Origin of the sequence: Variovorax sp. RKNM96, from assembly GCF_017161115.1 — a bacterium.
Lineage (GTDB): Bacteria > Pseudomonadota > Gammaproteobacteria > Burkholderiales > Burkholderiaceae_C > Variovorax.
Map to the genome: position 1 here is coordinate 2,106,948 of NZ_CP046508.1, position 23,081 is coordinate 2,130,028.

General features: G+C 67.3%; 28 protein-coding genes. 14 read left to right on the top strand and 14 right to left on the bottom strand.

The annotated features are described in order from the left end of the window. Positions 1 to 30: 30 nt before the first annotated feature. Positions 31 to 1,269: a hypothetical protein gene (locus tag GNX71_RS09555; RefSeq protein WP_206178094.1), complete on the top strand. Its 1,239-nt coding sequence runs from the start codon at positions 31 to 33 to the stop codon at positions 1,267 to 1,269. Here GNX71_RS09555 and GNX71_RS09560 read toward each other — a convergent pair. Both GNX71_RS09560 and GNX71_RS09565 read right to left on the bottom strand, forming a co-directional pair. Continuing rightward, positions 1,260 to 1,724: a hypothetical protein gene (locus GNX71_RS09560; RefSeq protein ID WP_206178095.1), complete on the bottom strand. Its 465-nt coding sequence runs from the start codon at positions 1,722 to 1,724 to the stop codon at positions 1,260 to 1,262. The two genes, GNX71_RS09555 and GNX71_RS09560, sit on opposite strands and share 10 nt — an antisense overlap. Positions 1,725 to 1,760: 36 nt before the next feature. Next, on the bottom strand, positions 1,761 to 2,345 hold the full coding sequence (locus GNX71_RS09565; protein ID WP_206178096.1) for a tetratricopeptide repeat protein: 585 nt from the start codon (positions 2,343 to 2,345) through the stop codon (positions 1,761 to 1,763). Positions 2,346 to 2,686: 341 nt separating this feature from the next. Here GNX71_RS09565 and GNX71_RS09570 point away from each other — a divergent pair, with 341 nt between their 5' ends. After that, positions 2,687 to 3,421, top strand: coding sequence for an AP2 domain-containing protein (locus GNX71_RS09570; RefSeq protein ID WP_241027213.1), 735 nt, complete (start codon positions 2,687 to 2,689; stop codon positions 3,419 to 3,421). 49 nt (positions 3,422 to 3,470) lie between these two features. Further along, positions 3,471 to 4,139, top strand: a complete 669-nt coding sequence (locus GNX71_RS09575) for an alpha/beta family hydrolase (protein ID WP_241027214.1) — start codon at positions 3,471 to 3,473, stop codon at positions 4,137 to 4,139. Positions 4,140 to 4,151: 12 nt separating this feature from the next. On the opposite strand, the gene GNX71_RS09580 is transcribed toward GNX71_RS09575, so the two are convergent. Beyond that, complete coding sequence (locus GNX71_RS09580; protein ID WP_206178098.1) at positions 4,152 to 5,318, bottom strand: mandelate racemase/muconate lactonizing enzyme family protein; 1,167 nt, start codon at positions 5,316 to 5,318, stop codon at positions 4,152 to 4,154. Positions 5,319 to 5,442: 124 nt separating this feature from the next. Here GNX71_RS09580 and GNX71_RS09585 point away from each other — a divergent pair, with 124 nt between their 5' ends. The 3 genes from GNX71_RS09585 (at position 5,443) to GNX71_RS09595 (ending at position 7,651) form a co-directional block, all read left to right on the top strand. Next, entirely contained in the window at positions 5,443 to 6,366 is a 924-nt protein-coding gene (locus tag GNX71_RS09585) for a LysR family transcriptional regulator (RefSeq protein ID WP_206178099.1), read from the top strand. 101 nt (positions 6,367 to 6,467) lie between these two features. Next, complete coding sequence (locus tag GNX71_RS09590) at positions 6,468 to 6,638, top strand: hypothetical protein (protein WP_206179830.1); 171 nt, start codon at positions 6,468 to 6,470, stop codon at positions 6,636 to 6,638. Positions 6,639 to 6,661: 23 nt separating this feature from the next. Further along, complete coding sequence (locus tag GNX71_RS09595) at positions 6,662 to 7,651, top strand: lysylphosphatidylglycerol synthase domain-containing protein (RefSeq protein WP_206178100.1); 990 nt, start codon at positions 6,662 to 6,664, stop codon at positions 7,649 to 7,651. A 16-nt stretch (positions 7,652 to 7,667) separates the two neighbouring features. Here GNX71_RS09595 and GNX71_RS09600 read toward each other — a convergent pair whose 3' ends face one another. From GNX71_RS09600 to GNX71_RS09615, 4 genes are all read right to left on the bottom strand, one after another. Beyond that, a complete protein-coding gene (locus GNX71_RS09600; protein WP_206178101.1) occupies positions 7,668 to 7,907 on the bottom strand; it encodes a hypothetical protein in 240 nt (79 codons plus the stop codon). Between the two features lie 160 nt (positions 7,908 to 8,067). Then, complete coding sequence (locus GNX71_RS09605; RefSeq protein ID WP_206178102.1) at positions 8,068 to 9,192, bottom strand: App1 family protein; 1,125 nt, start codon at positions 9,190 to 9,192, stop codon at positions 8,068 to 8,070. After that, positions 9,189 to 9,710: a dihydrofolate reductase gene (locus GNX71_RS09610; protein WP_206178103.1), complete on the bottom strand. Its 522-nt coding sequence runs from the start codon at positions 9,708 to 9,710 to the stop codon at positions 9,189 to 9,191. Before GNX71_RS09610 ends, GNX71_RS09605 begins: the two co-directional genes overlap by 4 nt. A gap of 5 nt (positions 9,711 to 9,715) precedes the next feature. After that, positions 9,716 to 10,558 carry a thymidylate synthase gene (locus tag GNX71_RS09615; protein ID WP_013540263.1) on the bottom strand — a complete coding sequence of 281 codons (843 nt, stop codon included), beginning with the start codon at positions 10,556 to 10,558 and terminating at the stop codon, positions 9,716 to 9,718. Between the two features lie 63 nt (positions 10,559 to 10,621). Here GNX71_RS09615 and nthA point away from each other — a divergent pair, with 63 nt between their 5' ends. Genes nthA through GNX71_RS09630 form a run of 3 tightly spaced genes read left to right on the top strand, consistent with a single transcriptional unit; the run spans position 10,622 to position 12,311 of the window. Next, a complete protein-coding gene (nthA, locus tag GNX71_RS09620) occupies positions 10,622 to 11,278 on the top strand; it encodes a nitrile hydratase subunit alpha (RefSeq protein WP_206178104.1) in 657 nt (218 codons plus the stop codon). Continuing rightward, the gene (nthB, locus tag GNX71_RS09625) at positions 11,275 to 11,940 is read left to right on the top strand and encodes a nitrile hydratase subunit beta (protein WP_206178105.1); all 666 of its coding nucleotides are present in this window, start codon (positions 11,275 to 11,277) and stop codon (positions 11,938 to 11,940) included. Before nthA ends, nthB begins: the two co-directional genes overlap by 4 nt. Next, entirely contained in the window at positions 11,937 to 12,311 is a 375-nt protein-coding gene (locus tag GNX71_RS09630) for a nitrile hydratase accessory protein (RefSeq protein ID WP_206178106.1), read from the top strand. Before nthB ends, GNX71_RS09630 begins: the two co-directional genes overlap by 4 nt. Before the next feature lie 129 nt (positions 12,312 to 12,440). Here GNX71_RS09630 and GNX71_RS09635 read toward each other — a convergent pair whose 3' ends face one another. Both GNX71_RS09635 and GNX71_RS09640 read right to left on the bottom strand, forming a co-directional pair. Then, positions 12,441 to 13,871 carry an FAD-binding oxidoreductase gene (locus GNX71_RS09635; RefSeq protein WP_206178107.1) on the bottom strand — a complete coding sequence of 477 codons (1,431 nt, stop codon included), beginning with the start codon at positions 13,869 to 13,871 and terminating at the stop codon, positions 12,441 to 12,443. Continuing rightward, positions 13,868 to 14,281 carry a DUF2069 domain-containing protein gene (locus GNX71_RS09640; protein ID WP_206178108.1) on the bottom strand — a complete coding sequence of 138 codons (414 nt, stop codon included), beginning with the start codon at positions 14,279 to 14,281 and terminating at the stop codon, positions 13,868 to 13,870. The genes GNX71_RS09635 and GNX71_RS09640 overlap by 4 nt, the downstream gene beginning before the upstream one ends. A gap of 107 nt (positions 14,282 to 14,388) precedes the next feature. Here GNX71_RS09640 and GNX71_RS09645 point away from each other — a divergent pair, with 107 nt between their 5' ends. After that, positions 14,389 to 15,600, top strand: a complete 1,212-nt coding sequence (locus tag GNX71_RS09645; protein WP_206178109.1) for a YihY family inner membrane protein — start codon at positions 14,389 to 14,391, stop codon at positions 15,598 to 15,600. 15 nt (positions 15,601 to 15,615) lie between these two features. On the opposite strand, the gene GNX71_RS09650 is transcribed toward GNX71_RS09645, so the two are convergent. Then, positions 15,616 to 15,954 (bottom strand): Mpo1-like protein, encoded by a 339-nt coding sequence (locus tag GNX71_RS09650; RefSeq protein WP_206178110.1) that lies wholly within the window; start codon positions 15,952 to 15,954, stop codon positions 15,616 to 15,618. A gap of 108 nt (positions 15,955 to 16,062) precedes the next feature. Between GNX71_RS09650 and GNX71_RS09655 the strand changes: the two genes are divergently transcribed. Genes GNX71_RS09655 through GNX71_RS09665 form a run of 3 tightly spaced genes read left to right on the top strand, consistent with a single transcriptional unit; the run spans position 16,063 to position 18,179 of the window. Then, positions 16,063 to 16,446: a thioredoxin family protein gene (locus tag GNX71_RS09655; RefSeq protein ID WP_206178111.1), complete on the top strand. Its 384-nt coding sequence runs from the start codon at positions 16,063 to 16,065 to the stop codon at positions 16,444 to 16,446. A gap of 16 nt (positions 16,447 to 16,462) precedes the next feature. Then, positions 16,463 to 17,125 carry an NAD-dependent epimerase/dehydratase family protein gene (locus GNX71_RS09660; RefSeq protein ID WP_206178112.1) on the top strand — a complete coding sequence of 221 codons (663 nt, stop codon included), beginning with the start codon at positions 16,463 to 16,465 and terminating at the stop codon, positions 17,123 to 17,125. Between the two features lie 55 nt (positions 17,126 to 17,180). Next, the gene (locus GNX71_RS09665; RefSeq protein ID WP_206178113.1) at positions 17,181 to 18,179 is read left to right on the top strand and encodes a tripartite tricarboxylate transporter substrate binding protein; all 999 of its coding nucleotides are present in this window, start codon (positions 17,181 to 17,183) and stop codon (positions 18,177 to 18,179) included. A 9-nt stretch (positions 18,180 to 18,188) separates the two neighbouring features. Here the strand turns inward: GNX71_RS09665 and GNX71_RS09670 are convergent, their stop codons facing one another. Next, positions 18,189 to 19,004, bottom strand: a complete 816-nt coding sequence (locus tag GNX71_RS09670) for an alpha/beta hydrolase (protein ID WP_206178114.1) — start codon at positions 19,002 to 19,004, stop codon at positions 18,189 to 18,191. 1 nt (position 19,005) lies between these two features. Next, positions 19,006 to 20,316 carry an O-acetylhomoserine aminocarboxypropyltransferase gene (locus GNX71_RS09675; RefSeq protein WP_206178115.1) on the bottom strand — a complete coding sequence of 437 codons (1,311 nt, stop codon included), beginning with the start codon at positions 20,314 to 20,316 and terminating at the stop codon, positions 19,006 to 19,008. Positions 20,317 to 20,468: 152 nt separating this feature from the next. On the opposite strand from GNX71_RS09675, the gene GNX71_RS09680 reads away from it, so the two are divergent. Continuing rightward, positions 20,469 to 20,924, top strand: coding sequence for a CBS domain-containing protein (locus GNX71_RS09680; RefSeq protein ID WP_042578619.1), 456 nt, complete (start codon positions 20,469 to 20,471; stop codon positions 20,922 to 20,924). A 22-nt stretch (positions 20,925 to 20,946) separates the two neighbouring features. On the opposite strand, the gene GNX71_RS09685 is transcribed toward GNX71_RS09680, so the two are convergent. Both GNX71_RS09685 and GNX71_RS09690 read right to left on the bottom strand, forming a co-directional pair. Beyond that, complete coding sequence (locus tag GNX71_RS09685) at positions 20,947 to 21,924, bottom strand: tripartite tricarboxylate transporter substrate binding protein (protein ID WP_206178116.1); 978 nt, start codon at positions 21,922 to 21,924, stop codon at positions 20,947 to 20,949. 8 nt (positions 21,925 to 21,932) lie between these two features. Next, positions 21,933 to 23,024, bottom strand: coding sequence for an adenosine deaminase (locus tag GNX71_RS09690; RefSeq protein WP_206178117.1), 1,092 nt, complete (start codon positions 23,022 to 23,024; stop codon positions 21,933 to 21,935). Positions 23,025 to 23,081: the final 57 nt, after the last annotated feature.

Here is a 23,081-nt window from a genome sequence, read left to right on the forward strand (position 1 = left end):
GCACCGAGCAAACATCTCTATTTTTTTCTCATGACAGACTCGACCACACCTTCCATAGTCTCCGCCTCGTCCGACGACAGCCGCCTTGCTGCAGTGCGCCAACGCCTGGGCAGACTCGAGGGCTTTCTGCGGGAAGATCCCTCGAACGGCCCCTTGTTGATCGACGCCTTCGAGACGGCACTTTCGTGCGGTGAATGGGAGCGCGCGCGCTTTCATCTGCAGCATGGGCAGACCCTGAAATCCGAGCCGCTCGCGTGGCAACTGCGCGAGGGTGATTTCTGGCTTGCGCAGCAGCGCTATGACGAAGCGCTCGGCGTTCTCGAGGCTTTGGAGAAGACGCCCGAGCCACCCTCCGGCTTTGCCGAGGTGCTGCTCCACAACCTGGCCTTCATCGCGTTCCGGCGAGGCCACCATGCGGACTGCGTGGCACGGCTGGCACCGACGCTCGAGGCGTCGGCCGGGGCCACGTCCCAACCTCGCGACCTCCCCGTCGCGGCGACCCGTGCGCTGCAGCAACTCTGGCTGCGCGCGCTGCACCACGACAACCAACTCGACCGGGCGATGGCATGGGCACACGCTGCCGAACAGCAGGGTGTGCTCGACGCCCAGGCGGCCGGTGTCGCCAGCCTGATCGCGATCGATGCATCGGATTTTGGCGCTGCGCAGCGCTGGTCCGGCATCAGCCTGGGAAGCGGCGCTCCGGTCGATCATCCCGTCGAAGCGCTGGTGGCGCAGGCTTCCGTCGCACTTGCCGCGCGCGATGCGGTGCGTGCGGGCCAGTTGGCCGATGCGGCCCTGCAGCGCCAGCCGGGTGACGGACGGGCGTGGTCAACGCGAGGTTTTGCGGCATTGCTGGCTGGCGACCTGGCGGCCGCCTACAGCGCCTTCAGGCAAGCGACATCGGCGATGGCGGCCCACATAGGCACCTGGCACGGCCTGGGGTGGACGCAGATACTGCAGGGCGATCTTCCCGGTGCACGCGCAAGCTTCGATACCGCGCTCGCATTGGACCGGAATTTTGCCGAGAGCCACGGCGGTCTGGCAGTCGTGCTGGCCATGCAGTCGCTGCGGCAGGAGGCCGAGGAGCATTCGGAGCTTGCGCTGCGGCTCGACAAGAGCAATCTGTCAGGCAGGTACGCGCAGGCATTGCTGAGCGGCGAAATCAAGGATGCCAAAGACCTGCAGCGCTTCGCCCGACGGGTGTTCGGGGGCAGGGCCGCGCCTCTGGGAGGCGACATGGCCGATCTCTTCCCGTCCGATCAGGTTTGACGCGCAGAGGCGGGGGGCGGTGCCGCTTCGCTGAGAAGAAGCTCGCCCGCTTCATGCAGCGCCGCGCTCAATCCTGCATCGCTCTCCATGCGCTGCAGGACCGCATCGACCATTTGATCGAAGCCTTTGTTGTCGAGCCGGTCGCGGCCGAGTTCCTGCATCAGGACGGATTCGAGAAAAAGCCGGAATGCCTTTCTCTGCCGTTGTGGATCGTTGGGCGACAGGGCGCGAACCCGCAATGCCACCAGCTGCCGGATCTGTGCCTCGCCGTCTCCAGCATCGGCCCGTGGCTGATCACCGGCAGGGGCGAAGCCCTTTTCTTCGGTGTGCGCCGTTCGCGCGGGATGTGAATCGGCCTCCTGTCCTGCGGGCGAGCGATGCCTGCCCTGGGCCTTGAGCTGTGCTGCGAACTGGGCGCGAATCAGTGCGGCCAGTTGATTGGACGGATCGATCATGAAGCGTGTGCTGGCCGTGAAGGACGCGCTGAAGCGTCAATGCGCTCGTCCCTGCTGTTGATAGTTCGCCAGTAGCACATGGTTGTCCGAAGTGTCCGAAGTGTCCGAAGCGTCCGGGGTCTGGGGCGTACCCGGAACCAGTGCGCGGATGCCCGAGATGACTTTTTCAATGTCTCCGGACAGCGCTTCGTTCGTGGTGTTGAGTACCAGGCCTTGCTGGTAGTGGCGCAGAGCCTCTTCGAAGTGATCCTGTGCAAGCGCCGCAAATCCTTTCACGAAATGCGGCAACGGGTCGGTGGCGGGCAGGTCGAGAAGCGGTTGCCAAGTCAACAGGGCCATGGCGGCCCGCCCCGAACTGAACTGCAGGAGGCCCAGTTGGTAGCGTGCCATCGGGAATCCCGGTGCCAGCAAGGTTGCATTGGCGAACGCCGCCTCGGCTTGGTCCATGTGGCCCAACGCCGCAAATTCAGCGCCGAGCAGGAACTGCGGCAAGGCTGCGCCCGGTTCGGTTGCGCTGGCTTTCTGGAACCACTCGACGGCTTGCGCGCCGTCGTTCGCTTGGCTTGCAGCCATGCCTTGGGACATCAGAGCGTCGAATGAAGTGGGTTCAGGCTGTTTCATGGGTTGAAGTGGCGCTGCGAGTAAGGAATCGCCATTGTGGTGGCGGCGAAGCCCGTCGGAAACGGGCCGTTCATTGTCCACTGTCGTGCCGAGCGGCATTGCAGAACAGGACCGAATCCCTCCGTTTGCCGCATTCACGTCCTTGGGTGAACTGGCAATCTATCCGCTGTTGTCGGGAATTGTTTAGCCATCCCCCTGTCGAAAGGACGGGGTTTGCTCGGACGGCTCCGACGGTATTGGGGTGGTTGCCGTGAGCGCCGATGCCGGAGCCCCCTAAGCGCTGCTCGCCAGCCCGTTATTACGATAAGCAACCCGACACACGACTTCGCACTGTTCAACGCATGCCAAAAGGTGTTCCGAATCCGGCCGATATGTATGGAATCTACAGCCGACCCTGGGGTTTCGAGGTGTCGATCGTCAGGGCCGGTGCGCGGCATCGTGCGGCGTTCGGCTGGGCCAGCTACGGCGGCGTCCCGCAGGCGCTCATGCACGCGCAGCAGTGGCGCGATGCGATAGTGAAAAGCCTGCCGCCGGCCACGCGCCGCTCCCGGGCCGAGAAGATCCGGCCCAACAACAAGACCGGCGTGCCCGGAGTGTTCCGCCTGCTGTCGGCCAACGGAAAGATGCTGGGGTGGCTCGCCAGGACCTACATCGCTCGCGACCAGATCCTGCGGGCGTTGTTTGTCGTGGATGGCCAGAGCGGTGTCGCGCGGTCGATGGCGATCCGGGAGCGCGAGCGGCAGCTGGGCCAGATGTCCGGGCTGGCGAAGGTGCATCCCGCCGAAGAGGCGATCCGCAACGCGCCTGTGCGCCCGACCGCAGGGCTTTTGCCGAAACGCTCGCCATCCGAGATCGTCCGGAAGAACAACCGCAGCGGCGTCGCCGGCGTCACTTTCAAGGCGCCCCGGTCCGAGCATCCGGGCTACTGGATGGCCATCACCTACAGCGCGGCAAAGGGCTCGGTGAGCAAGGCGTTCTCAGTGGCGGAGCATGGCTACGACAAGGCCAGGACGCTCGCCGTGGCGGAACGCCGGCGCCAGTTGGAACAGAAGCGCCGCGAGAGCCTCGTTGCTTGAACAACCGAATGCGTCCATGGCCGAGGATCGGGACTTCACCTTGAAAACAATGCAGATCGCAATCTCCGTCGCATCCGGTATCGACGTCTCGGCCCTGGCGGTCGCGCCGACGGATGCTGAAGCCTGCCTCGTGCTGGCGCACGGTGCGGGCGCGGGCATGGCGCATCCGTTCATGAACGCCGTCGCTGCGGGCCTTGCGCAACGGCGCATCGCGACGCTGCGCTATCAGTTCCCGTACATGGAAAAAGGCCTGAAGCGCGTGGACTCGCCGGCACTCGCCCACGCCACCGTGCGAGCGGCCGTTCGGTGCGCCGCGCAACATTTCGACGGGGTTCGCCTGTTCGCCGGCGGCAAGTCGTTCGGCGGCCGGATGACGTCGCAGGCCCAGGCGCTCGATCCGATGCAGGGCGTCGAGGGACTGGTCTTTCTCGGCTTCCCGCTTCACCCGTCGGGAGCCCCTTCCATCGACCGCGCCGCCCACCTGTACGAGGTCGAGGTGCCGATGCTGTTCGTGCACGGCACGCGCGACAAGCTGGCGGAGCCCGAGCAGATGCGGCCTGTGCTTCATGGCCTCGGACCACTGGCCACGTCGATGGAAATCGAAGACGCCGATCACTCGTTCAGCGTGCCCAAGCGCAGTGGGCGCTCGAACGAGGAGGCGCTCGACGAAATGCTCGATGGCCTGGCCCTGTGGACGCAAGCCTGGCGCATCGGCTGAGCCGCGACGCCGCTAGCTGGCCAGTGCGCGCATTTCCGCGATGAGGTCGGCCTTGCCTTCGAAGCCGATGCCCGGCAGCGGCGGGAGCGTGACGTAGCCGTCCTGCACCTTCACGCCGTCGGGGAATCCGCCGTAGGGCTGGAACAGGTCGGGGTAGCTCTCGTTGCCGCCGAGGCCGAGGCCCGCGGCGATGGCCAGCGACATCTGGTGACCGCCGTGCGGAATGCAGCGCGAGGGCGACCAGCCATATTCCTTCAGCATCTCCAGTGTGCGCAGATATTCGACCAGGCCGTAGCTCAGCGCGCAGTCGAACTGCAGCCAGTCGCGGTCGGGCCGCATGCCGCCGTGGCGGATGAGGTTGCGCGCGTCCTGCATCGAGAACAGGTTCTCGCCCGTGGCCATCGGGCCCGCGTACACCTCGCCGAGCTTCGCCTGGAGTTCGTAGTCGAGCGGATCGCCGGCTTCCTCGTACCAGAAGAGTGGGTACTGCGACAGCGCACGGCCGTAGTCGATGGCCGTGGGCAGGTCGAAGCGGCCGTTGGCATCCACCGCCAGCTGCTGGCCGGGGCCGAGGATCTTCAGCACCGACTCGATGCGCTCGCAATCCTGTGCGAGCGTGGCGCCGCCGATCTTCATCTTCACGACCGAATAGCCGCGCTCCAGGTAGCTGGTCATCTCGCGCTGCAGGCCCTCGACGCCCTTGCCGGGGTAGTAGTAGCCGCCCGCCGCATAGACGAACACGCGCGGGTCGGGCGTGCCGTTGCCGTAGCGTTCGGCGAGCAACTGATAGAGCGGCTTGCCGGCGATCTTGGCAACCGCATCCCACACGGCCATGTCGATCGTGCCCACGGCTACCGAGCGCTCGCCATGGCCGCCGGGCTTCTCGTTGATCATCATGCGGGCCCAGATCTTGTGCGGATCGAGGTTCTCGCCGGTCTCGTCGAGGAGCGATGCCGGTTCGGCCTCCAGCAGCCGCGGCAGGAAGCGCTCGCGGATCAGGCCGCCCTGGCCGTAGCGGCCGTTCGAATTGAAGCCATAGCCGATCACCGGCCTGCCGTCGCGGATCACGTCGGTGACTACGGCCACGAGGCTCAGGGTCATCTTCGAGAAGTCGATGTAGGCGTTGCGGATGTCCGACTTGATGGGACGCGTGGATTCGAGGATGTCGACGATTTTCATGAGGAGGGTGGGGGAGAATCTCCGCCGTGGTTCAAGGTGCAGGAAGGCGTTCATCTTTTTCCGGCGGGGCCTGCACCGTCCAATACTCGAAACGCATACAACTATTCATTCAACTGCGCCGCACATGGGCCCTGGCAACCGACCCCTCGATCTCGAATGGCTGGAAGACTTCCAGGCCCTGGCCGAGACCGGCAATTTCTCGCGCGCGGCAGAGGCGCGTTCCATCGCCCAACCCGCGTTCAGCCGACACATCCGCGCGCTGGAGGAGTGGGTGGGCGTCGACCTGTTCGACCGCAGCGCGCACCCGGTCGCGCTGACCGCGGCGGGCAAGCGCTTCCAGCCCCTGCTGCAGGAGGTGCTGGCCGGCCTGCAGGCGGCCCGTGTCGAGGCGCGTGACGCGCACGACCTGGACGCGGCGAGCCTGAGCTTCGCCGCCACGCACGTGCTCTCGCTCACCTTCTTCCCGCGCTGGCTGGGCAGCGTGGAAGCGCGGCTGAGCATGGGGCCGATCCAGACCATCTCCGACAGTTCGCAGGCCTGCGAAGACCTGATGCTGCAGCGCCGCGTGCAGTTCGTGCTGTGCCACGGCCATGCCGGTGCGCCCGGGCGGCTCGACGAAGCGCAGTACCCGGTGCAGCGCCTCAGCGACGACGTGCTGGTGCCGGTCGCGGCCCCCGATGCGAATGGCGCGCCGCAGCACGCGCTGGGCGCGGACCGTGCGCCTTCGGTGCTGGCGTACAGCGAGGCGTCGGGTCTCGGGCGGATCATGCGGTCGATCCAGGACAGCGAGTTCGGCAAGGGCTTCGCGTCGTCCCTCCCGGTGGTCTTCACGGCGCACCATGCCGCGCTGCTCAGGACCATGGCGCTCGAAGGCCGTGGCCTGGCGTGGCTGCCGATGAGCCTGGTGGCGGACGACCTGCGCAGCGGCGCGCTGGTGGATGCCGGCGCGGGCGGCTGGCGGGTGCCGGTGGACATCCGCCTCTATCGGCAGCTCGCTGCGATGACGCCGGTGGCCGAGGGGCTGTGGCAGCTCGTCAGCAACGCCTGAGGCGACGCAACTAGGGGCAATGTCCTGCACGCCGCATCGCCGGCGACTGGCGAGCCGCGCGCCGCACATCCGGAAACTCGGGCGTTCAACAGGAGATGCCCATGAATTCCAAAGCGCCCGCTCATGAGGAGCCCGAGATCACGCAGGAAGAGTCCGTGCCCAGCGACGGACGGGACACCGAAGGCGAGGAAATGATGAAGAAGGTGGGCAACCGCAAGCTCCACGAGCAAGGCCCGGCGGAAGAAAAGAAGCCGGAAGAGAAGAAATCCTGACGCAGCGGCTACGGATCGCGCCCATGAACGGCACCGCAGCCACCGTCGATGACGTCGACGCGCCCACGCCGGCCGCGTCGCTCTGGCAACGCAGCCGCCGCTGGATGCTGCCGCTGGTCGGCATCGCCGTCCTCGGCCTCCTGCTGTCGCATGCGCACAAGGTGGACTGGGCCGGCGCCTGGCATGCGCTGCAGCGCTACTCGCCGTGGCTGCTGCTCGGCGTGCTGGGCCTCGCCACGGCCAGCCATGCGCTGTACGGCTGCTTCGACCTGATCGGCCGGCGCCACACGCGCCATGCATTGCCGCGCTGGCGCACATGGGCGATCGCGGTCACCAGCTACGCCTTCAATCTCAACCTCGGCTCGTTGGTGGGCGGCATTGCGATGCGTGCGCGCCTGTATGCGCGCGCGGGCCTGGACGAGGCCACCGTGGCGCAGGTCGTCGGGCTCAGCCTCGCCACCAACTGGCTTGGCTACGGGCTGCTCGCGGGTGGCCTGTTCGCGGCGGGCGCCATCGCGCCGCCGAGCCGCGCGCCCATCGGGCCGGGGGCGCTGCGTGCGATCGGCGTCGTGATGATCCTTTTGGCCGTGGCCTATGTCGTGGCCTGCGCCGTCCTGCGCGGACGCGAATGGCGCGTGAGGAGCCGGCGACTCAAGCTGCCCACCGCGCGGCTTGCCTTGGTGCAGCTGGGGCTGTCGGCTGCGAACTGGGCGTTGATGGGTTCGGCGATGTATCTGCTGCTCGGCCAGCAGGTGCCGTACGCGACCACGCTGAGCGTGCTGCTGGCCGCATCGATCGTCGGTGTGATCACGCCGATTCCCGCGGGGCTCGGTGTGCTCGAAGCCGTCTACCTCGCGCTGCTCTCGGGCAGCGTGAAGCAGGGCGCGCTGATGGGTGCGGTGCTCGCGTATCGCGCGCTCTACTACCTGTTGCCGTTGGCCGGGGGAATGGTGCTGTATGTGTTTCTGGAGCGGTATGCGACAAGCCATCCGCTGGAAGGTGCGCAGCCCTGACGAAAGGGCTGCGAATTCACAACTCGATGAATGCCGACGTGGCTTTGTTCAACGCCAGCTTGCCCTTGGCGGTGATCGATTCGACCTGCGCGAGCTGGCGTATTGCACGCTCATCGGGCGCACGCTCGGAAGGCGGGATGAATGCGGTGACCAGGTCGGCCGCACGCAGCACGCGCAGCCTGTCGATGTCTGCGGCCGTGTGGACGACATAGGGCAATCTCTGCTCGGAGATCACCCGAAGAAACTCCATGGACATGAGCCGTCTCCTTGTCTTGATGGCGGTCCGGACATTTTGCGCACAAACAATTAGCTGTGGTTAATCCCTGCGGCAGGCATGTCCTTTTGACGCGTGTACTGAAGTTTTCACTTTGAGCGTGCAATGCGGGCGCAACCGTTTGCCGCTGCACTGCAGCAAGCTATTTGCTGGCTTGCAGCGGCCAGGCGGTGGTGTCGGACGTGAGGATGTGCCAGCGCACCGGATCGATGCCTTCGAAGGTCGCGCGGTAGCGATCGGAGAGGCGGCCTTCGTCGGTCACGTCGCGGATCACGATGCTGTCGATGCGCTGCGGGTTGGCGCGGTACACCTGCGCGTAGATCTCCGGGTCGGCCTCGCCCGAATCGCCCACCAGCACGAAGCGGCGTCGCGGAAATTCGGTGAGCAGCCGGCCGATCACGCCGAGCTTGTGCGCGCGCGAATCTTCGGCGCCGGGGATCAGCGTGCGCCACGTGGTGCTCTCGCGCAGGTGCATGCTGCCGGCGGGAAAGTCGTTGTCGCGAACGAAATCCGCGAGCGCTGGATAGAGCTGCATCGGGCTCGCCGAGAGGTAGTGGAAGCGCGTGTCGGGCACCTGCGCCAGCGCGCGGTAGTACGCCGCCATGCGGGGCGCCGCCTCGAAGCGCCGCGCGAAGGTGTTCAGCAGCATCTCGCGCCGGTCGCGCACCTGCGTGCGCTTGATGGTGTCGTCGATGTCCGAGATGACCGACACGCCCTCCGCCGGCACGACCAGCGCCTGGCCCCTGAAGCGGTGCAGCAGTTCGCCCGGCCCCGTCACGCCGTGGAACTGCAGCCACTGCACCGGCGCCGCGGTGCGCGGCGCATCGACCACCACGCGCAGGTTGGTGCGGCCGTCCGCGGCCGAGGCCGGCATCTTCACGCGGGTCTGCGTGCCGTCGAAGACGACGTCGATCAGCTTGCCTTCTTCGGACTCCGCATGGAACAGCGCGGTGCGCTGGTTGAAGCGCAACCGCGCCGTGGGCGAGAGCTTCTTGAGGTTCAGCCCGAGGTAGCGCGCCAGCGCGGCGTCCAGGCCCCAGCGCCGTTCGCGCTCGAAGATCCAGGCGTGGATATCGACCTCGATCCGGCCATCGTCGGTGGGGCGCGCCGTGCCGGGCATGAAGAGCGCTTCTTCGTCGGGTTCGAGCGGTTCGGCGGCCTGCAGCGCCTGCAGTGGCGCGAGGCCTGCAAGCAAGGCCGCGCCCATCACCACGGACCGGCGCTTCAGTGGCGGCGCGGGCAACGGGGCAGGGCGTTCGTCACTCATGCACGCGTGGGTGCGATGCGTTCGTAGGTCGCGAAGCTGAAGGCCAGGCCATCCTTGGCCGAGACATGCGATTCGCGCTGCGTCTCGCGCCATGCCGCGCCATCGAGCACGGGCGCATGCGCATCGCCTTCGTAGTCGCGCGCGATTTCGGTCACGACTGCGCGTTGTGCCAGCGGCTCGGCCTCGGCGTAGATCTGCGCGCCGCCGATCACCCACACCTCGGGCGATGCCGCCTTTGCACAGAGCGAGAGCGCGTCGCGCAGATTGCCCACCGCAACTGCACCCTCGGCACGCCAGTCGGCCTGCCGCGTGACCACGATGTTCTGTCGTCCCGGCAGCGGGCGAAAGCGCGGCGGCAACGAGTCCCAGGTCTTGCGGCCCATGATCACCGGCGCGCCGGCGGTCTGCTGCTTGAAGTGCGCCATGTCCTCGGGCAGGTGCCAGGGGATCGCGCCGTTGGCGCCGATGACGCCGTTGGCGGCGCGGGCGTAGATGAGGTTGATGCGGGGCTCGCTCATGTCGCTCACACTGCCACTGGCGCCTTGATGGGATCGCCGTGCTTGTAGTCGAGCACCTCGAAGTCCTCGTACTGGTAGTCGAAGATCGAGTCGGGCTTGCGCTTGATGTTCAGCGTGGGATACGGGTACGGATCGCGGCTCAGCTGCAGCTTCACCTGCTCGGCGTGGTTGCTGTAGATGTGGCAATCGCCGCCGGTCCAGATGAAGTCGCCCACGTCGAGGTCGCATTGCTGCGCGACCATGTGCGTGAGCAGCGCGTAACTCGCGATGTTGAACGGCACGCCCAGGAAGATGTCGGCGCTGCGCTGGTAGAGCTGGCAGCTCAGCTTGCCGCGCTCGCCCTCGGCCTGCGGCGGCGCCACGTAGAACTGGAAGAACGCGTGGCAGGGCATCAGCGCCATCTTCGAGAGCTCGGCCACGTTCCAGGCGCTCACGATGATTCGGCGCGAATCGGGGTTGGTCTTCAGGGTCTTGATGACGTCGGAAATCTGGTCGATGTGCCCGCCATCGGGCGTGGGCCAACTGCGCCACTGCACGCCGTACACCGGGCCCAGGTCACCGTCTTCGCGCGCCCATTCGTCCCAGATGGTGACGCCGCGTTCCTTGAGCCAGTTGTTGTTGCTCGACCCGGTCAGGAACCACAGCAGTTCCTGGATGATGGACTTGAGGTGCACCTTCTTGGTGGTCACCAGCGGAAAGCCCTCGTTCAGGTCGAAGCGCATCTGGTGGCCGAACACGCTCTTGGTGCCGGTGCCGGTGCGGTCGCTCTTGAACACGCCGTGGGTGTCCACGTGGCGCATGAAATCTTCGTACTGGGAGCGGACGGGGCGGGTGGGCGTGGAGGTCATGGCAAGAGGGGCTCTCGGAGGCGGGTTTTCGAATTTTAAGTGCCCGGGCTTAGCATGGCGGCCATGAGCCAAGACCACCCCACGAAGGGCCACGAACACGGCCACGATCATGCGCACGATCACAGCGAACTCGGCGAGATGGACCTGCGGGTCCGTGCCCTCGAAAGCGTGCTCACGCAGAAGGGCTACATCGACCCCGCCGCGCTCGACGCGCTGATCGACACCTACCAGACCCGCATCGGCCCGCGCAACGGCGCTCGGGTGGTGGCGCGAGCCTGGGTCGACCCGGCGTTCCACGACTGGCTGATGGCCGATGCCACGGCTGCCATCGCCTCGCTGGGCTATACCGGCCGGCAGGGCGAGCACATGGTGGCGGTGGAAAACACCGACGAACAGCACCACATGGTCGTCTGCACCCTCTGCAGCTGCTACCCCTGGCCCGTGCTCGGTTTGCCGCCCACCTGGTACAAGAGCGCGCCGTACCGGTCGCGGGCCGTGAAGGACCCGCGCGGCGTGCTGGCCGATTTCGGCACCACGCTGCCCGAGACCACGCGCATCCGCGTGTGGGATTCGACCGCCGAGGTGCGCTATCTCGTGATTCCGCAGCGCCCCGCCGGCACCGAGGGATTGAGCGAAGAAGAACTGGCCACGCTGGTCTCGCGCGATTCGATGATCGGCACGCGGCTCGCAGACACGCCTTCGACGGGGAGCGCCACATGAGTTACGTCACGCATGCCGATCTCGGCGGCCAGCCGGGCTTCGGGCCGGTCACGCCCGAGCCCGAGGGCGAACTCTTCCATGCCGATTGGGAGCCGCGCGTGCTGGCCCTCACGCTGGCGATGGGCGCGACCGGCTCCTGGAACATCGATGCAAGCCGCGCCGTGCGCGAGACGCTGCCGAGCTACCGCGACCTGAGCTACTACCAGATCTGGCTCGACGCGCTGGAGCAACTGATGCTGCAGCGCGCGCAGGTTTTCCCTGACGAGATCGCGTCCGGCGAGATGAAGCATCCGCCGGCGCCGGTCGCCCGTGTGCTGCAGGCCGCGAACGTGCCGGCGGTGCTCGCTAGAGGCTCGCCTACCGAACGCCACGAGCCGGGCCCCGCGCGCTTTGCCGTCGGGCAGGCCGTGCGCATGCACCTGGGCAAGGTCGACCATCACACGCGGCTTCCGGGCTATGTACAGGACAAGCGCGGCACGATCGAACACATCCACGGCGCGCATGTGTTCGCCGATGCGCATGCGCAAGGCCTGGGCGAACAGCCGCAGTGGCTTTACACAGTGGTCTTCGACGAGGCCGAACTCTGGGGCAGCACGGCGCCGCGCCAGAACCTCTGGGTGTCGGTCGATGCGTGGGAAAGTTATCTGGAGCCCACTGCATGAAGAACGACATGCCACCGCTCGCGCTTGCACCCGGCATGCCGCGCGATGCCGACGGCCCGGTATTCAAGGAGCCCTGGGAAGCACAAGCCTTCGCGATGACGCTGGCGCTGCACGAGCGCAGCCTGTTCACCTGGGTCGAGTGGGCCGAGGCGCTTGCTGCGCAGATCGCCGCCGCACAGGCCGCGGGCGACCCCGACACCGGAGAGACCTACTACCGCCACTGGCTCGGCGCGCTCGAAGGCCTCGTGGCCCGCAAGGGCGCCAGCTCGGGCGACGAACTCGCGCGCTACCGCCACGCTTGGGATCACGCGGCCGACCGCACGCCGCACGGGCAGCCGATCGAGTTGCGCGGCGAGGACTTCCCGGGCTGATTTGTCTTGCTCTTTCCCCCTTTGGGGGAAGGTTGGGATGGGGGCAAGCGGCGCCAGTTCGGCGCAGTGCTTCATCGAGCGCCGCGTGCCCCCACCCCAGCCCTCCCCCAGAGGGGGAGGGAGAAAAACCTAAACCCGGATCACGCGCCCCGGATTGAGCGTGTTCTTCGGATCGAGCCCGCGCTTGATCGCCCGCATCATCTCCAGCGCCACCGGCGACTTGTGCTTCTCGAGCTTGTCGACCTTGAGCGAGCCCACGCCATGTTCGGCCGAGAACGAGCCGCCGAACTTCTCCACTGCGTCGTACACCAGCGTGTTGATGCGGTCTTCCTCGTTCTTCAAGAACGCCTTGGTGTCGATGTTCTCCGGCGCCTGCACGTTGTAGTGCAGGTTGCCGTCGCCGAGATGCCCGAAATTCACGAGCCGCACCCCGGCGATCTCGCGCTGCAGCAGCGCATCGGTCTCGGCCACGAAGGCTGGAATGCGCGACACCGGAATCGAGATGTCGTGCTTGATGTTCAGGCCTTCCTCGGCCTGTGCGAGTGGAATGCTCTCGCGGATGTGCCAGAGCTGGTGCGCCTGCGTGAGGTTCTCGGCCACCACCGCGTCGGTGACGCAGCCGTCCTCGAAGGCCGTCTCCAGCAGCGCTTCGAAGCGTGCGCGCGCATGGTCTTCGGATTCGCTGTCGGAGTTCTCCAGCAGCACGCAGTAGGGCACGGCTTCGTCGGCGATGAAGGGCACGCGCAGCTGCGGCATGTGCTTGTCGACCAGGCTCAGCGCGAATTTGCCCATCACCTCGAAGCCCGTGAGCCCCGAGCCCAGGTGCTTGTGCGCGAGGCCCAGCAGCGTGACCGCGTGGTCGAGCGATGGCACCGCGGCCCAGGCCGTGAGCTGCGCGGCGGGCAGCGGGTAGAGCTTCATCGTCGCGGCGGTGATGATGCCCAGCGTGCCTTCGCTGCCGATCATCAAGTCACGCAGGTCGTAGCCCGTGTTGTCCTTGCGCAGGCCACTCGTGCCTTCCCAGATCTCGCCCTGCGGCGTGACCACCTCCAGGCCCAGGCACAGCTCGCGCGTGTTGCCGTAGCGCACGACCTGCGTCCCGCCCGCATTGGTCGCGAGGTTGCCGCCGATGGTGCAACTGCCCTCGGCCGCAAGGCTCAGGGGGAACAGGTAGCCCTCTTTCTCCGCGGCCTCCTGCAGCGTCTGCAGGATGCAGCCGGACTCGACGGTCATCGTGAGGTTGGCGGCGTCGATGGCGCGGATCGCGTTCAGCCGCTGCAGGCTCAGCACCACCTGCGTGCCGCTGTCGTCGGGAATCGAGCCGACCGCCAGGCCCGTGTTGCCGCCCTGCGGCACGATGGCCGTGCCCGCCGCGGCGCAGGCCTTGACCACGTCGGCCACCTGCTGCGCATTCGCCGGGCGCACCACCGCGAGCGACTTGCCGCGCGAGCGCTTGCGCCAGTCCTGCTCGTAGGCGGTGAGGTCGCCCTCGTTGAGCACATGCGAGGCGCCGACGATGACGCGCAGTTGGTCGATCAATGCAGTGGAAGAAGAAGTCATTGGGCGGAAGCCTCCAGTTGACGGGCAGCGGCAGCCTTGGCGTGGCGCAGGCGAAGGCGCACATGCCACGCGCAGGCCGCGAAGAGCACCAGGCACAGCAGCACCTCGACCAGCGCGAGCAGTTGCCCCACGCCGTTGGTGTCGCTCCAGGCGCGCACCACGCCCTCGGTGAAATAGAGCCAGATCATCAGGCTGACCCAGCGGTAGGTGTACATGCGGTTCTTGTAGAGCCCCGCGAGCGGAATCACGAGTGGCAGCACTTTGAGCGCCAGCAGCGAGCCGCCGGGCCGCAGCGGCGCCAGCCACAGCTCCCAGGCCAGGCCCAGCACGATCAGGCCGACGAGGCTGCCCACGGCAAGCCATCGGGTGGCGCGGACGGAAGAGGGCGGGAGCGGCGAGTTGGGATGCATGGGCGGACACCGCGGAACCGGCTTCGCCGGGCCGCTGGTGTTGCCCCCGGAAGGGGGTTGGCGCAGCGACACGAAGTGCGCGGAGACTGGGGGAGAGTTCAGATCCTATGATACCGGCCATGAATCGCAGGCAGCTTTGGAGGGATCTTTCGCGTTTTCCGTGGCGCAACACCGCGGCGGTATTGGGCGAGCGTTTCCGCGAAGATCGCCTGGGCCTCACGGCCAGCAGCCTGACCTTCACGACCACCATCGCGATGGTCCCGTTCTTCACGGTGGCGCTTGCCCTCTTCACCGTGTTCCCCATGTTCGCCAAGATGCAGGGCCGTCTGCAGCGCTGGCTCATCGAGAGCCTGATCCCCGACAACATCGCGCGCCAGGTGCTCGGCTACCTGAACCAGTTCGCGAGCAAGGCCAGCGGCCTCGGGATCGCGGGCCTGATCGTGCTGCTGATCACCGCCATCGCGCTGATCCTCACGATCGACAAGACGCTCAACAACATCTGGCGCGTGCCCCGGCCCCGGCCGCTGGCGCAGCGGGTGCTGATCTACTGGGCCACCATCACGCTCGGCCCGCTGATCCTGGCCGTGAGCCTGTCGACCACCTCGTACGTGTTCGCGGCCTCGCGCGACGTGGTGGGCGGCGCGATGGTCAAGCTGGCCTTCGACAGCCTCGAATTCCTGCTGCTCGCCGCCGGCATGGCCGCGCTCTACCACTACGTGCCGAATACCAACGTGCGCTGGTCGCATGCCTGGGCCGGCGGCATCTTCGTGGCGGCGGCCATCGAGATCGCCAAGCGCGTGCTGGGCTACTACCTGAGCCTGGTGCCGACCTATTCGGTGCTGTACGGCGCCTTCGCCACCTTCCCGATCCTGTTGGTGTGGATCTATGTGGCGTGGGTGATCGTGCTTTTAGGGGCGGTCATCGCGGCCTACCTGCCGAGCCTGCTCACGGGCGTGGCGCGACGCGGCGGCACGGCGGGCTGGCCGCTGCAACTGGCGATGGAGGCGCTGCAGCACCTGGCGCGCGCGCAGGCCACGCCGGCCAAGGGCATGGGGGCGACCGAGCTGGTGACGCGCATGCGCGTCGATACGCTGCAACTCACGCCGGTGCTCGAAACCCTGGTGGCGCTCGACTGGATCGCCCCCCTGGCCGAGGAGCCCGCCGACCAGGACCCGCGCTACGTGCTGCTGGCCGACCCGTCGACGCCCATCGAACCGCTGCTCAAGGAGTTGCTGATGCCGCAGGCCGAGCCGCTCGAAGACCTCTGGCAGAAGGGGCCGCTGCGGTCGCTTCGCCTGGGCGACGTGCTCCTCATCTAGAAGTCTGGAAGCAGGTCAGATCTTGACCTTGCCCAGCCAGATGTCGCGGTACATCGCCCAGTCGCCCATGAAGGAATAGAGCGGCCGCTTGAACGAGGCCGGCTTGTTCTTCTCGAAGCCGAAGTGCCCGACCCAGGCGAAGGCATAGCCCACCAGTACCCCCGCCAGCAGCCAGAGCGGGTTGAGCGTGACCACCAGCGCCACGAGGCACAGCAGCGACAGCGTGGAGCCCGCGAAGTGCAGGCGGCGGCAGGTGCGGTTGGCGTGCTCGGTCAGGTAGAACGGGTAGAACTCCGCGAAGCTCTTGAAACGGCGCGGATCGACGGCAGATTCCGGGGCAGTCGTGGTGTTCATGGGCTTGTCTCCTGGCGCCGGAGCGCCTTGTGTGGGCTTTGTCCATAATAGCCACGACCTTGCGGCCGCACCACCCCGGTCTCCCTTCACACCACTGACGCATCAGCCTTGAGCGCTCTGCCCACCGCCACCGATTCCGCCGATCCGGCCAGCGACGCGCTGTGGGTCGTGTGCCTGTGCGCCGAATGGTGCGGCACCTGCCGCGACTACCGGCCGCTGTTCGAGCAGGTGGCGCGCGCGCATCCGCAGTTGCGCTTCGGCTGGGTCGACATCGAAGACCACGCCGACATCGCCGACGGCTTCGACGTCGAGACCTTCCCCACGCTGCTGGTCGCCGGTGCCGACGGCACGCGCTTCCTGGGCCCGCTGCTGCCGCACGCCGAAACGCTGTCGCGCATGCTCGGCGCCCTGCAGTCGCCGCAGCCTTCGAGCCTGGATGTCGATCTGCTCCTCGCCGTGCTGGACAAGAAGCCGGCGACGTTCTCGGTTTAACCGGACCCTTCCTCCCATGAACATCCTGATCTTCGGCGCCACCGGCATGGTGGGGCAGGGCGTGCTGCGCGAATGCCTTCTGGCCTCCGACGTGGAACGCGTCGTCGCGGTCGGGCGCAATGCGACGGGGCAGCAGCACCCCAAGCTGCAGGATCTGGTCGTGAAGGACATGTACGACTATTCCGCCGTCGAGCCGCAGCTGCAGGGCTTCGACGCCTGCTTCTTCTGCCTTGGCGTGTCGTCGGTCGGCATGAAGGAAGACGATTACCGCCGCATCACCTACGACCTCACGATGGCCGCGGCCACCGTGCTCGCGCGGCTCAACCCGGGCATGACCTTCACCTACGTGACGGGCTCCGGCACCGACAGCACCGAGCGCGGCAGCAGCATGTGGGCAAGGGTGAAGGGCGCGACCGAAAACGCCTTGCTGCGCCTGCCGTTCAAGGCGGCCTACATGTTCCGCCCCGGCATCATCCAGCCGCTGCATGGCGTGCGTTCCAAGACACCGCTGTACCACAGTGTCTACATGGTGATCTCGCCGCTGCTCAGCCTCGCCTACCGGCTCTGGCCCGACAAGATGACGACCTCCGAGCAGATCGGCCTGGCCATGCTGGCCGTGGCCCGCGGCGGCGCGCCGAAGGTGCTGCTCGAGCCGGCGGACATCAACGCCCTGCGTTGACCGGCCCTCGCGACACGCGGCAGCAGCCCTGCGTTTTTTCTTGCCTGCCCGCGCGATGAAGCAGACCGTTCCCGGCATCTCGCGCCGCCTGCTTCTTTGCGGGGCTTCGGGCGCGGCGCTGGCGGTGCATCGAGCCGCGACAGCACAGGGCGCCTGGCCGCAGAGGCCGATCCGTCTCGTCATCCCCTTTGCAGTCGGCGGCGGCACCGACATCGTGGCGCGGATGATCGGCCAGACCCTGTCGCAGCAACTGGGCCAGCCCGTCGTGATCGACAACAGGCCTGGCGCCTCCACGCTCATCGGCACCGAGATCGTGGCCCGCGCCCGGCCCGACGGCTACACGCTGCTGCTGGCGGGCTCCACGAGCTACAGCGTGAATCCGGCGTTGCGCGCCGAACGCGCCTACCGCCCATCGCGCGACCTGACGCCCATCGCCATCGTCGCGCGGGTGCCGCTGGTGCTGGTTGCGGGCAGCGGCACGCCGTGGCGTTCGTTGCCCGAGCTGATCGATGCGGCCAAGGCGCGTCCCGGGCGCATCCGCTATGCCACGTTCGGCAATGCGTCGGGCTCGCACCTCACGGGGGAACTGTTCGCGCTGGCCGCGGGCATCCGGCTGCAGGACATCGAATACCGGGGCAGCAGCCAGGCGCTGGTGGCGGTCATCGGCGGCGAAGTCGACCTGGGCATCGACACCGTGGCCTCGGTCGCACCCTATGTGCGCTCCGGCAGGCTGCGTGCGCTGGGCATCGTGGGCGCCGCGCGCTCGGGCCTCCTGCCCGGCGTACGCACGCTGGCCGAGCAGGGGCTGCCCGACGCCAGCTTCGACGCCTGGTATGGCTTTGCCGCGCCGCCGCGCACGCCCGCGCCCGTGCTCGCCGCGCTGACGCGCGCCATCGTGGAGACGGTGGCCAGCCCCGCATTGCAGGCGCAGCTGCGCGCACAAGGCATCGAGCCGACGATGGTCGGCGCGGCCGCCTTCATGGCGCAGATCGAGAAGGAAATCCCGCGCTACCGTGCGCTGGCGCACCGCGCGGGCATCGTCGCGGCCGAATAGCCTGCGAGATCAGGCGGCTGGCGTGCCGACGAAGTCGCGCAGCGCGAACAGCGTCTCGTCCGGCGCCTCGCTCATCAGCGCGTGGCCGGCACGCACCGTCACCACCTTCGCGCTCCGCGCCTTGCCGACCAGCGCCTTGGTGGCGCGCGCCGGCGTCATCTGGTCTGCATCGCCGAGCAGGAACAGCACCGGGCACTGGACCGCTTCCATCGCCGCCTCGCCATTCGCATAGTCGTTGCAGGCCTTGAAGCCGATGTGGAACACGTTGTGCGTGCGGTTGCTCGCGAGCACGCGGCGCATCAGCGCGCGCGAGCTGCCGTAGAGCCAGGTGCCGGGGCCGAGCGACGAGGGCGGCGGCGCGAGCAGCGAATGCGAGAAGGTGTTGACCATCGCGATGGCGCGCTGCGGATCGTTGAGCGCGCCGTCCAGCAGGGCAGGCGACACCACCATCGGGTACGCCGTGCCGACCAGCGCCAGATGCGTCACGCGACCGGGTGCGCGCGAGGCCGCTTCGAGCGCGATCAGCGAGCCGAAGCTGTGGCCGACCAGCGCGGCCTTTTGCACACCTGCCGCGTCGAGCAGCGCGATCACGAACTGCGCCGCCTCTTCCACGCTCGCGGGCGGCGGGCCTTCGCTCTTGCAGTGGCCGGGCAGGTCGAGCGCGAGCACGTTCCATCCGTGGTTGGCGAACCAGCGGCTCTGCAGGATCCACACGCTGTGGTCGTTGAGCACGCCGTGGATGAACACGACCGTGGGCTTTGCCGCATCGAAGGGCTTGCCGCCGGTGTAGCAGTAGGTGGCGTGGCCGTTGACGGTGTAGTGCATATCAGGCCCCCGCCTTTTCCGCGGCCTTCAGCGCACGCTTGAGATCATCGATCAGGTCGGCCGGGTCTTCCAGGCCGATCGACAGGCGGATCGTCCCCTGCGAGATGCCCGCGCCCGCCAATGCTTCGTCGGTCATGCGGAAGTGCGTGGTGCTGGCCGGGTGGATCACCAGGCTGCGGCAGTCGCCCACATTAGCCAGGTGGCTGAAGAGCTTGAGCGCCTCGATGAAGGCCTTGCCCTGCGTGCGGCTGCCCTTGATGTCGAAGCTGAACACCGCCCCCGCGCCGCGCGCGCCGTGGCGCAGCAGCTTCTGCGCGAGCGCATGGCTCGGATGCGATTCGATCAGCGGATGCCCCACGCGCGAGACGAACGGATGGCTCGCGAGGAACTCGACCACCTTCTGCGTGTTGTCGATGTGGCGCTCCATGCGCAGCGGCAGCGTCTCGATGCCCTGCAGGATCAGCCATGCCGTGTGCGGGCTCATCGAGGCGCCGAAGTCGCGCAGGCCTTCGCGCCGCGCGCGCAAGAGGAAGGCGCCAACGGTGCTTTCCTCGCTGAAGACCATGTTGTGGAAGCCGTCGTAGGCCTGCGTGAGTTCGGCGAACTTGCCCGACTTCTCCCAGTCGAAGCTGCCGCCGTCGACCACCACGCCGCCGATGACGGTGCCGTGGCCCGAGAGGAACTTGGTCGCCGAGTGATAGACCAGGTCGGCGCCCCAGTCGAAGGGCTTGATCAGGTAGGGCGAGGTGAGCGTGGAGTCGACCAGCAGCGGCACACCGGCTTCGTGCGCGATGTCGCTCACGGCGGGGATGTCGAGCACATCCAGGCCCGGATTGCCCACGGTCTCGCCGAAGAAGAGCTTGGTCTCGGGCCGCACCGCGGCGCGCCAGCCGTCCAGGTCGCCGGGCTTCACGAAGGTGGTTTCGATGCCGAAGCGGCGCATCGTGTAGTGCAGCAGGTTCTGCGAACCGCCATAGAGGGCGGTGCTCGCCACGATGTGCGAGCCCGCGCCCATCAGCGTGGCGATCGACAGGTGCAGCGCGGCCTGGCCGCTGGCGGTGGCGATGGCACCGATGCCGCCTTCGAGCGCCGACACCCGCTGCTCCAGCACCGCGTTGGTCGGGTTGCTGATGCGCGAATACACATGCCCCGCGCGCTCCAGGTTGAAGAGCGCGGCCGCATGGTCGCTGGATTCGAAGACGAAGGAGGTGGTCAGGTGGATCGGCACCGCCCGCGCGCCGGTGGCGGGGTCGGGCGAGGCGCCGGCGTGCAGCGCGAGGGTGTCGAAACCGGGGTCGGAATAACCGGGCATGAGGGCCTTTCTGTTGTCTCTTCGCAATGCCCCGTTACGTCTGCAAAGCATGCGTGGGCGACAGGGGCGTTCAGGTCGGCGTCGATTGTGGGCTATATTCAAATCGGCACACCGCCCAGCACGAGAGTTCGAGAGTCCGAGAGGAGCACACGATGAAAGTCAGCGACATCCTTCGCGTCAAGGGCAACACGCTCTTCACCATCACGCCAGACGACCTGCTGGCAGAAGCCGCCACCACCATGGCGGAAAAGGACATCGGCTCCCTGGTGGTCATGGAACACGGCGACCTGGTGGGCATGCTCACCTTCCGCGAAGTGATCGTGGCCATCGTGGGCAACGGCGGCCAGGTCGGGACCACGCTGGTGCGCAAGGCCATGGACGACGCCCCCGTCACCTGCACCCTCGAAACCGACCTCGACGAGATCCGCCGCATCATGCTGGAGCGCCACGCGCGCTACATGCCCGTGATGGACAAGCGCATGCTGATGGGCGTGATCAGCTTCTACGACGTGGCCAAGGCCGTGGTGGACAGCCAGAACTTCGAGAACAAGATGCTCAAGGCCTACATCCGCGACTGGCCGGCCGAAGACGAGAGCAAGACCGGCTGACCTGCCGGCCCGGCCGCCGCCATCATTCCTTGATGTTGGCGGTCTGCACGATTTTTTGATTGCGCGCGTATTCGGCCTGCACGAATTTGCCGAACGATTCCGGCGTGCCGCTCCCCGGCAGCGCCCCTTGCTCCATCAGCTTGGAGCGCACCCCTTCCTCCTGCAGCACCGCATTGAGTTCCTGGTTGATCTGCGCAACCACGGCCGGCGGCGTTTTCGCAGGCGCGAAGATGCCGGTCCAGCTCACCATGTCGAAACCCTTCAGGCCCGGCATTTCGTCGAAGGTGGGCACGCCGGGCAGTGCGGCCAGGCGCTTGTTGCTGGTGATGCCCAGCGCCTTCAGGCGCTTGCCGTTCACATGCGGGATGGCGCTGGTGCTCACCAGCATCGCGAGGTCGACCTGGTTGCCGATCACGTCGGTGGCGATCTGCGCGCCGCCGCGGTAGGGCACGTGCGTGACGAAGATGCCGCTGCGTTCCTTGAGCAGTTCCATCGCCAGCTGCAGCACGGTGCCCACGCCCGAGGTGGCGTAGTTGTACTGGCCCGGCTTGGCCTTGGCGAGCTTCACGAAATCGGCGAAGGTCTGCGCCTCCAGGCCGGGCCGCGCGACCAGCACCATCGGCGCCGTGTTGAGGAGGCCCACCGGCGCCAGGTCCTTCAGCGGATCGAAGCGGAAGGCCGTCGGGTTCACCAGCTTGCCGATGGCGATCGCGCTGTCCGGCCCGACCACCAGCGTGTAGCCGTCGGGTGCAGCGTTCACGGCCTTGGCCACGCCGATGGCGCCGCCCGCGCCGCTCACGTTGTCGATCACGACCGATTGCTTGAGCCGCTCCCCGAGCCGCTGGGCGACGAGGCGCGCGTTGACGTCCACGCTGCCGCCGGCCGTGTACGGAACGATCAGCGTGATGGGCTTGGCGGTGGGCCACGCCTGTGCGAGCGCGGCGGTGGGCAATGCGGCGCAAAGTGCGGCAGCGAGGAGAAGGCGTCGGGGCGTGTTCATGGCGTGGTTCATCCGGGGATAGAAGGCGTGGGTTCGGTGTCGAGGCGGGCGCGCAGCGTGTCGAACGCCTCGCTCCACTGCGTGCGCCATTCGCGGCGCTGTGTGTCGTCGATCCATGCGCCGTCCAGGCCGTTGTGCATGAAGCCGCGCAGGTCGTCCAGGCCGAAGCCGAAGTCGCGCACCATCATCAGCCAGGCCCCGGTGGGCGTGACCTTGTGCAGCGTCGGGTCGTCGGTGTTGGGATGGATGCTCAGGCCCAGGGCCGGCATGCGGCGGATCGGATGGTCCAGCGCCCAGCGCTCGGGCGGCAGCGTGCGCAGGTAGTACGAGTTGGTCGGCACCACGGTGAAGAGCACGCCGCGCTCGGCGCATTCGCGCGCATAGTCGGGCTGGTCGACCACCGTGTAGCCGTGGTCGATGCGGTCCACCTGCAGCACGTCGAGCGCGGTGCGCACGTTGGTCCAGGGCATGCCGAACTCGCCGGCATGTGCGGTGGTCTTGAGACCCGCCTTCTTCGCCGCGGCATAGGCCTGCGTGAACAGTTCCGGCGGGCGGTCGACCTCGCGGTAGTCGATGCCGATGCCGATCACCTCGTCGCAGCGATGTGCCTTGACCCACTCGACCATCTCTACCGCCGCCTCGGGGCTGGCCTCGCGGTCGATGGCGGCGATGAGCCGGCCGGTGATGCCGAACTCCTGCTGCGCGTCCTGTATCGCGCGGACGATCGCGGCCTGCGCCATCGCGTAGGGAATGCCCGAGCCATGCACCGTGCCGGTCGGGTTCCAGAAGAACTCGGCGTAGCGCACGTTGTGCGAGGCCGCATCCTGCAGGTATTCGAGTGTGAGCTGGTACAGGTCACCGGGGCCGCGCACCAGTTGCGCGTCGAGCGCGCGCAGTACGCGCAGCACGCCCACGGGTTTCTCGCCGCGCGTATAGAAGCCCTCGATCTCGTCGGCCGCCAGCGGCGCACCGGCGCGCAGGTTGAGCTGCTTGAAGGTCTCGTGGCGCACGGTGCCGAACAGGTGGCAGTGCAATTCGACCTTGGGGATCGCGCGGAGGAACGATTCCAGCGTGAAGGAAGACGGGGAGGTGCTGGTCATGCTGACCAGTCTAGGGAGCCTAGGCCCATAAGGAAAATTTTGAATTTCTATAATTTG

Excerpts from the sequence above, each read along its gene's own strand:
- GNX71_RS09615 (WP_013540263.1), bottom strand. The coding sequence starts at position 10,558 with ATGACCTCCACGCCCACCCGCCCCGTCCGCTCCCAGTACGAAGATTTC.
- GNX71_RS09580 (WP_206178098.1), bottom strand. The coding sequence starts at position 5,318 with ATGAAAATCGTCGACATCCTCGAATCCACGCGTCCCATCAAGTCGGAC.
- GNX71_RS09665 (WP_206178113.1), top strand. The coding sequence starts at position 17,181 with ATGAAGCAGACCGTTCCCGGCATCTCGCGCCGCCTGCTTCTTTGCGGG.
- GNX71_RS09670 (WP_206178114.1), bottom strand. The coding sequence starts at position 19,004 with ATGCACTACACCGTCAACGGCCACGCCACCTACTGCTACACCGGCGGC.
- GNX71_RS09675 (WP_206178115.1), bottom strand. The coding sequence starts at position 20,316 with ATGCCCGGTTATTCCGACCCCGGTTTCGACACCCTCGCGCTGCACGCC.
- GNX71_RS09660 (WP_206178112.1), top strand. The coding sequence starts at position 16,463 with ATGAACATCCTGATCTTCGGCGCCACCGGCATGGTGGGGCAGGGCGTG.
- GNX71_RS09645 (WP_206178109.1), top strand. The coding sequence starts at position 14,389 with ATGATACCGGCCATGAATCGCAGGCAGCTTTGGAGGGATCTTTCGCGT.
- GNX71_RS09605 (WP_206178102.1), bottom strand. The coding sequence starts at position 9,192 with ATGAGTGACGAACGCCCTGCCCCGTTGCCCGCGCCGCCACTGAAGCGC.
- GNX71_RS09640 (WP_206178108.1), bottom strand. The coding sequence starts at position 14,281 with ATGCATCCCAACTCGCCGCTCCCGCCCTCTTCCGTCCGCGCCACCCGA.
- GNX71_RS09560 (WP_206178095.1), bottom strand. The coding sequence starts at position 1,724 with ATGATCGATCCGTCCAATCAACTGGCCGCACTGATTCGCGCCCAGTTC.
- nthB (WP_206178105.1), top strand. The coding sequence starts at position 11,275 with ATGAGTTACGTCACGCATGCCGATCTCGGCGGCCAGCCGGGCTTCGGG.
- GNX71_RS09600 (WP_206178101.1), bottom strand. The coding sequence starts at position 7,907 with ATGTCCATGGAGTTTCTTCGGGTGATCTCCGAGCAGAGATTGCCCTAT.
- GNX71_RS09650 (WP_206178110.1), bottom strand. The coding sequence starts at position 15,954 with ATGAACACCACGACTGCCCCGGAATCTGCCGTCGATCCGCGCCGTTTC.
- GNX71_RS09635 (WP_206178107.1), bottom strand. The coding sequence starts at position 13,871 with ATGACTTCTTCTTCCACTGCATTGATCGACCAACTGCGCGTCATCGTC.
- GNX71_RS09555 (WP_206178094.1), top strand. The coding sequence starts at position 31 with ATGACAGACTCGACCACACCTTCCATAGTCTCCGCCTCGTCCGACGAC.
- GNX71_RS09570 (WP_241027213.1), top strand. The coding sequence starts at position 2,687 with ATGCCAAAAGGTGTTCCGAATCCGGCCGATATGTATGGAATCTACAGC.
- GNX71_RS09610 (WP_206178103.1), bottom strand. The coding sequence starts at position 9,710 with ATGAGCGAGCCCCGCATCAACCTCATCTACGCCCGCGCCGCCAACGGC.
- GNX71_RS09630 (WP_206178106.1), top strand. The coding sequence starts at position 11,937 with ATGAAGAACGACATGCCACCGCTCGCGCTTGCACCCGGCATGCCGCGC.
- nthA (WP_206178104.1), top strand. The coding sequence starts at position 10,622 with ATGAGCCAAGACCACCCCACGAAGGGCCACGAACACGGCCACGATCAT.
- GNX71_RS09595 (WP_206178100.1), top strand. The coding sequence starts at position 6,662 with ATGAACGGCACCGCAGCCACCGTCGATGACGTCGACGCGCCCACGCCG.
- GNX71_RS09685 (WP_206178116.1), bottom strand. The coding sequence starts at position 21,924 with ATGAACACGCCCCGACGCCTTCTCCTCGCTGCCGCACTTTGCGCCGCA.
- GNX71_RS09680 (WP_042578619.1), top strand. The coding sequence starts at position 20,469 with ATGAAAGTCAGCGACATCCTTCGCGTCAAGGGCAACACGCTCTTCACC.
- GNX71_RS09590 (WP_206179830.1), top strand. The coding sequence starts at position 6,468 with ATGAATTCCAAAGCGCCCGCTCATGAGGAGCCCGAGATCACGCAGGAA.
- GNX71_RS09575 (WP_241027214.1), top strand. The coding sequence starts at position 3,471 with ATGCAGATCGCAATCTCCGTCGCATCCGGTATCGACGTCTCGGCCCTG.
- GNX71_RS09565 (WP_206178096.1), bottom strand. The coding sequence starts at position 2,345 with ATGAAACAGCCTGAACCCACTTCATTCGACGCTCTGATGTCCCAAGGC.
- GNX71_RS09585 (WP_206178099.1), top strand. The coding sequence starts at position 5,443 with ATGGGCCCTGGCAACCGACCCCTCGATCTCGAATGGCTGGAAGACTTC.
- GNX71_RS09690 (WP_206178117.1), bottom strand. The coding sequence starts at position 23,024 with ATGACCAGCACCTCCCCGTCTTCCTTCACGCTGGAATCGTTCCTCCGC.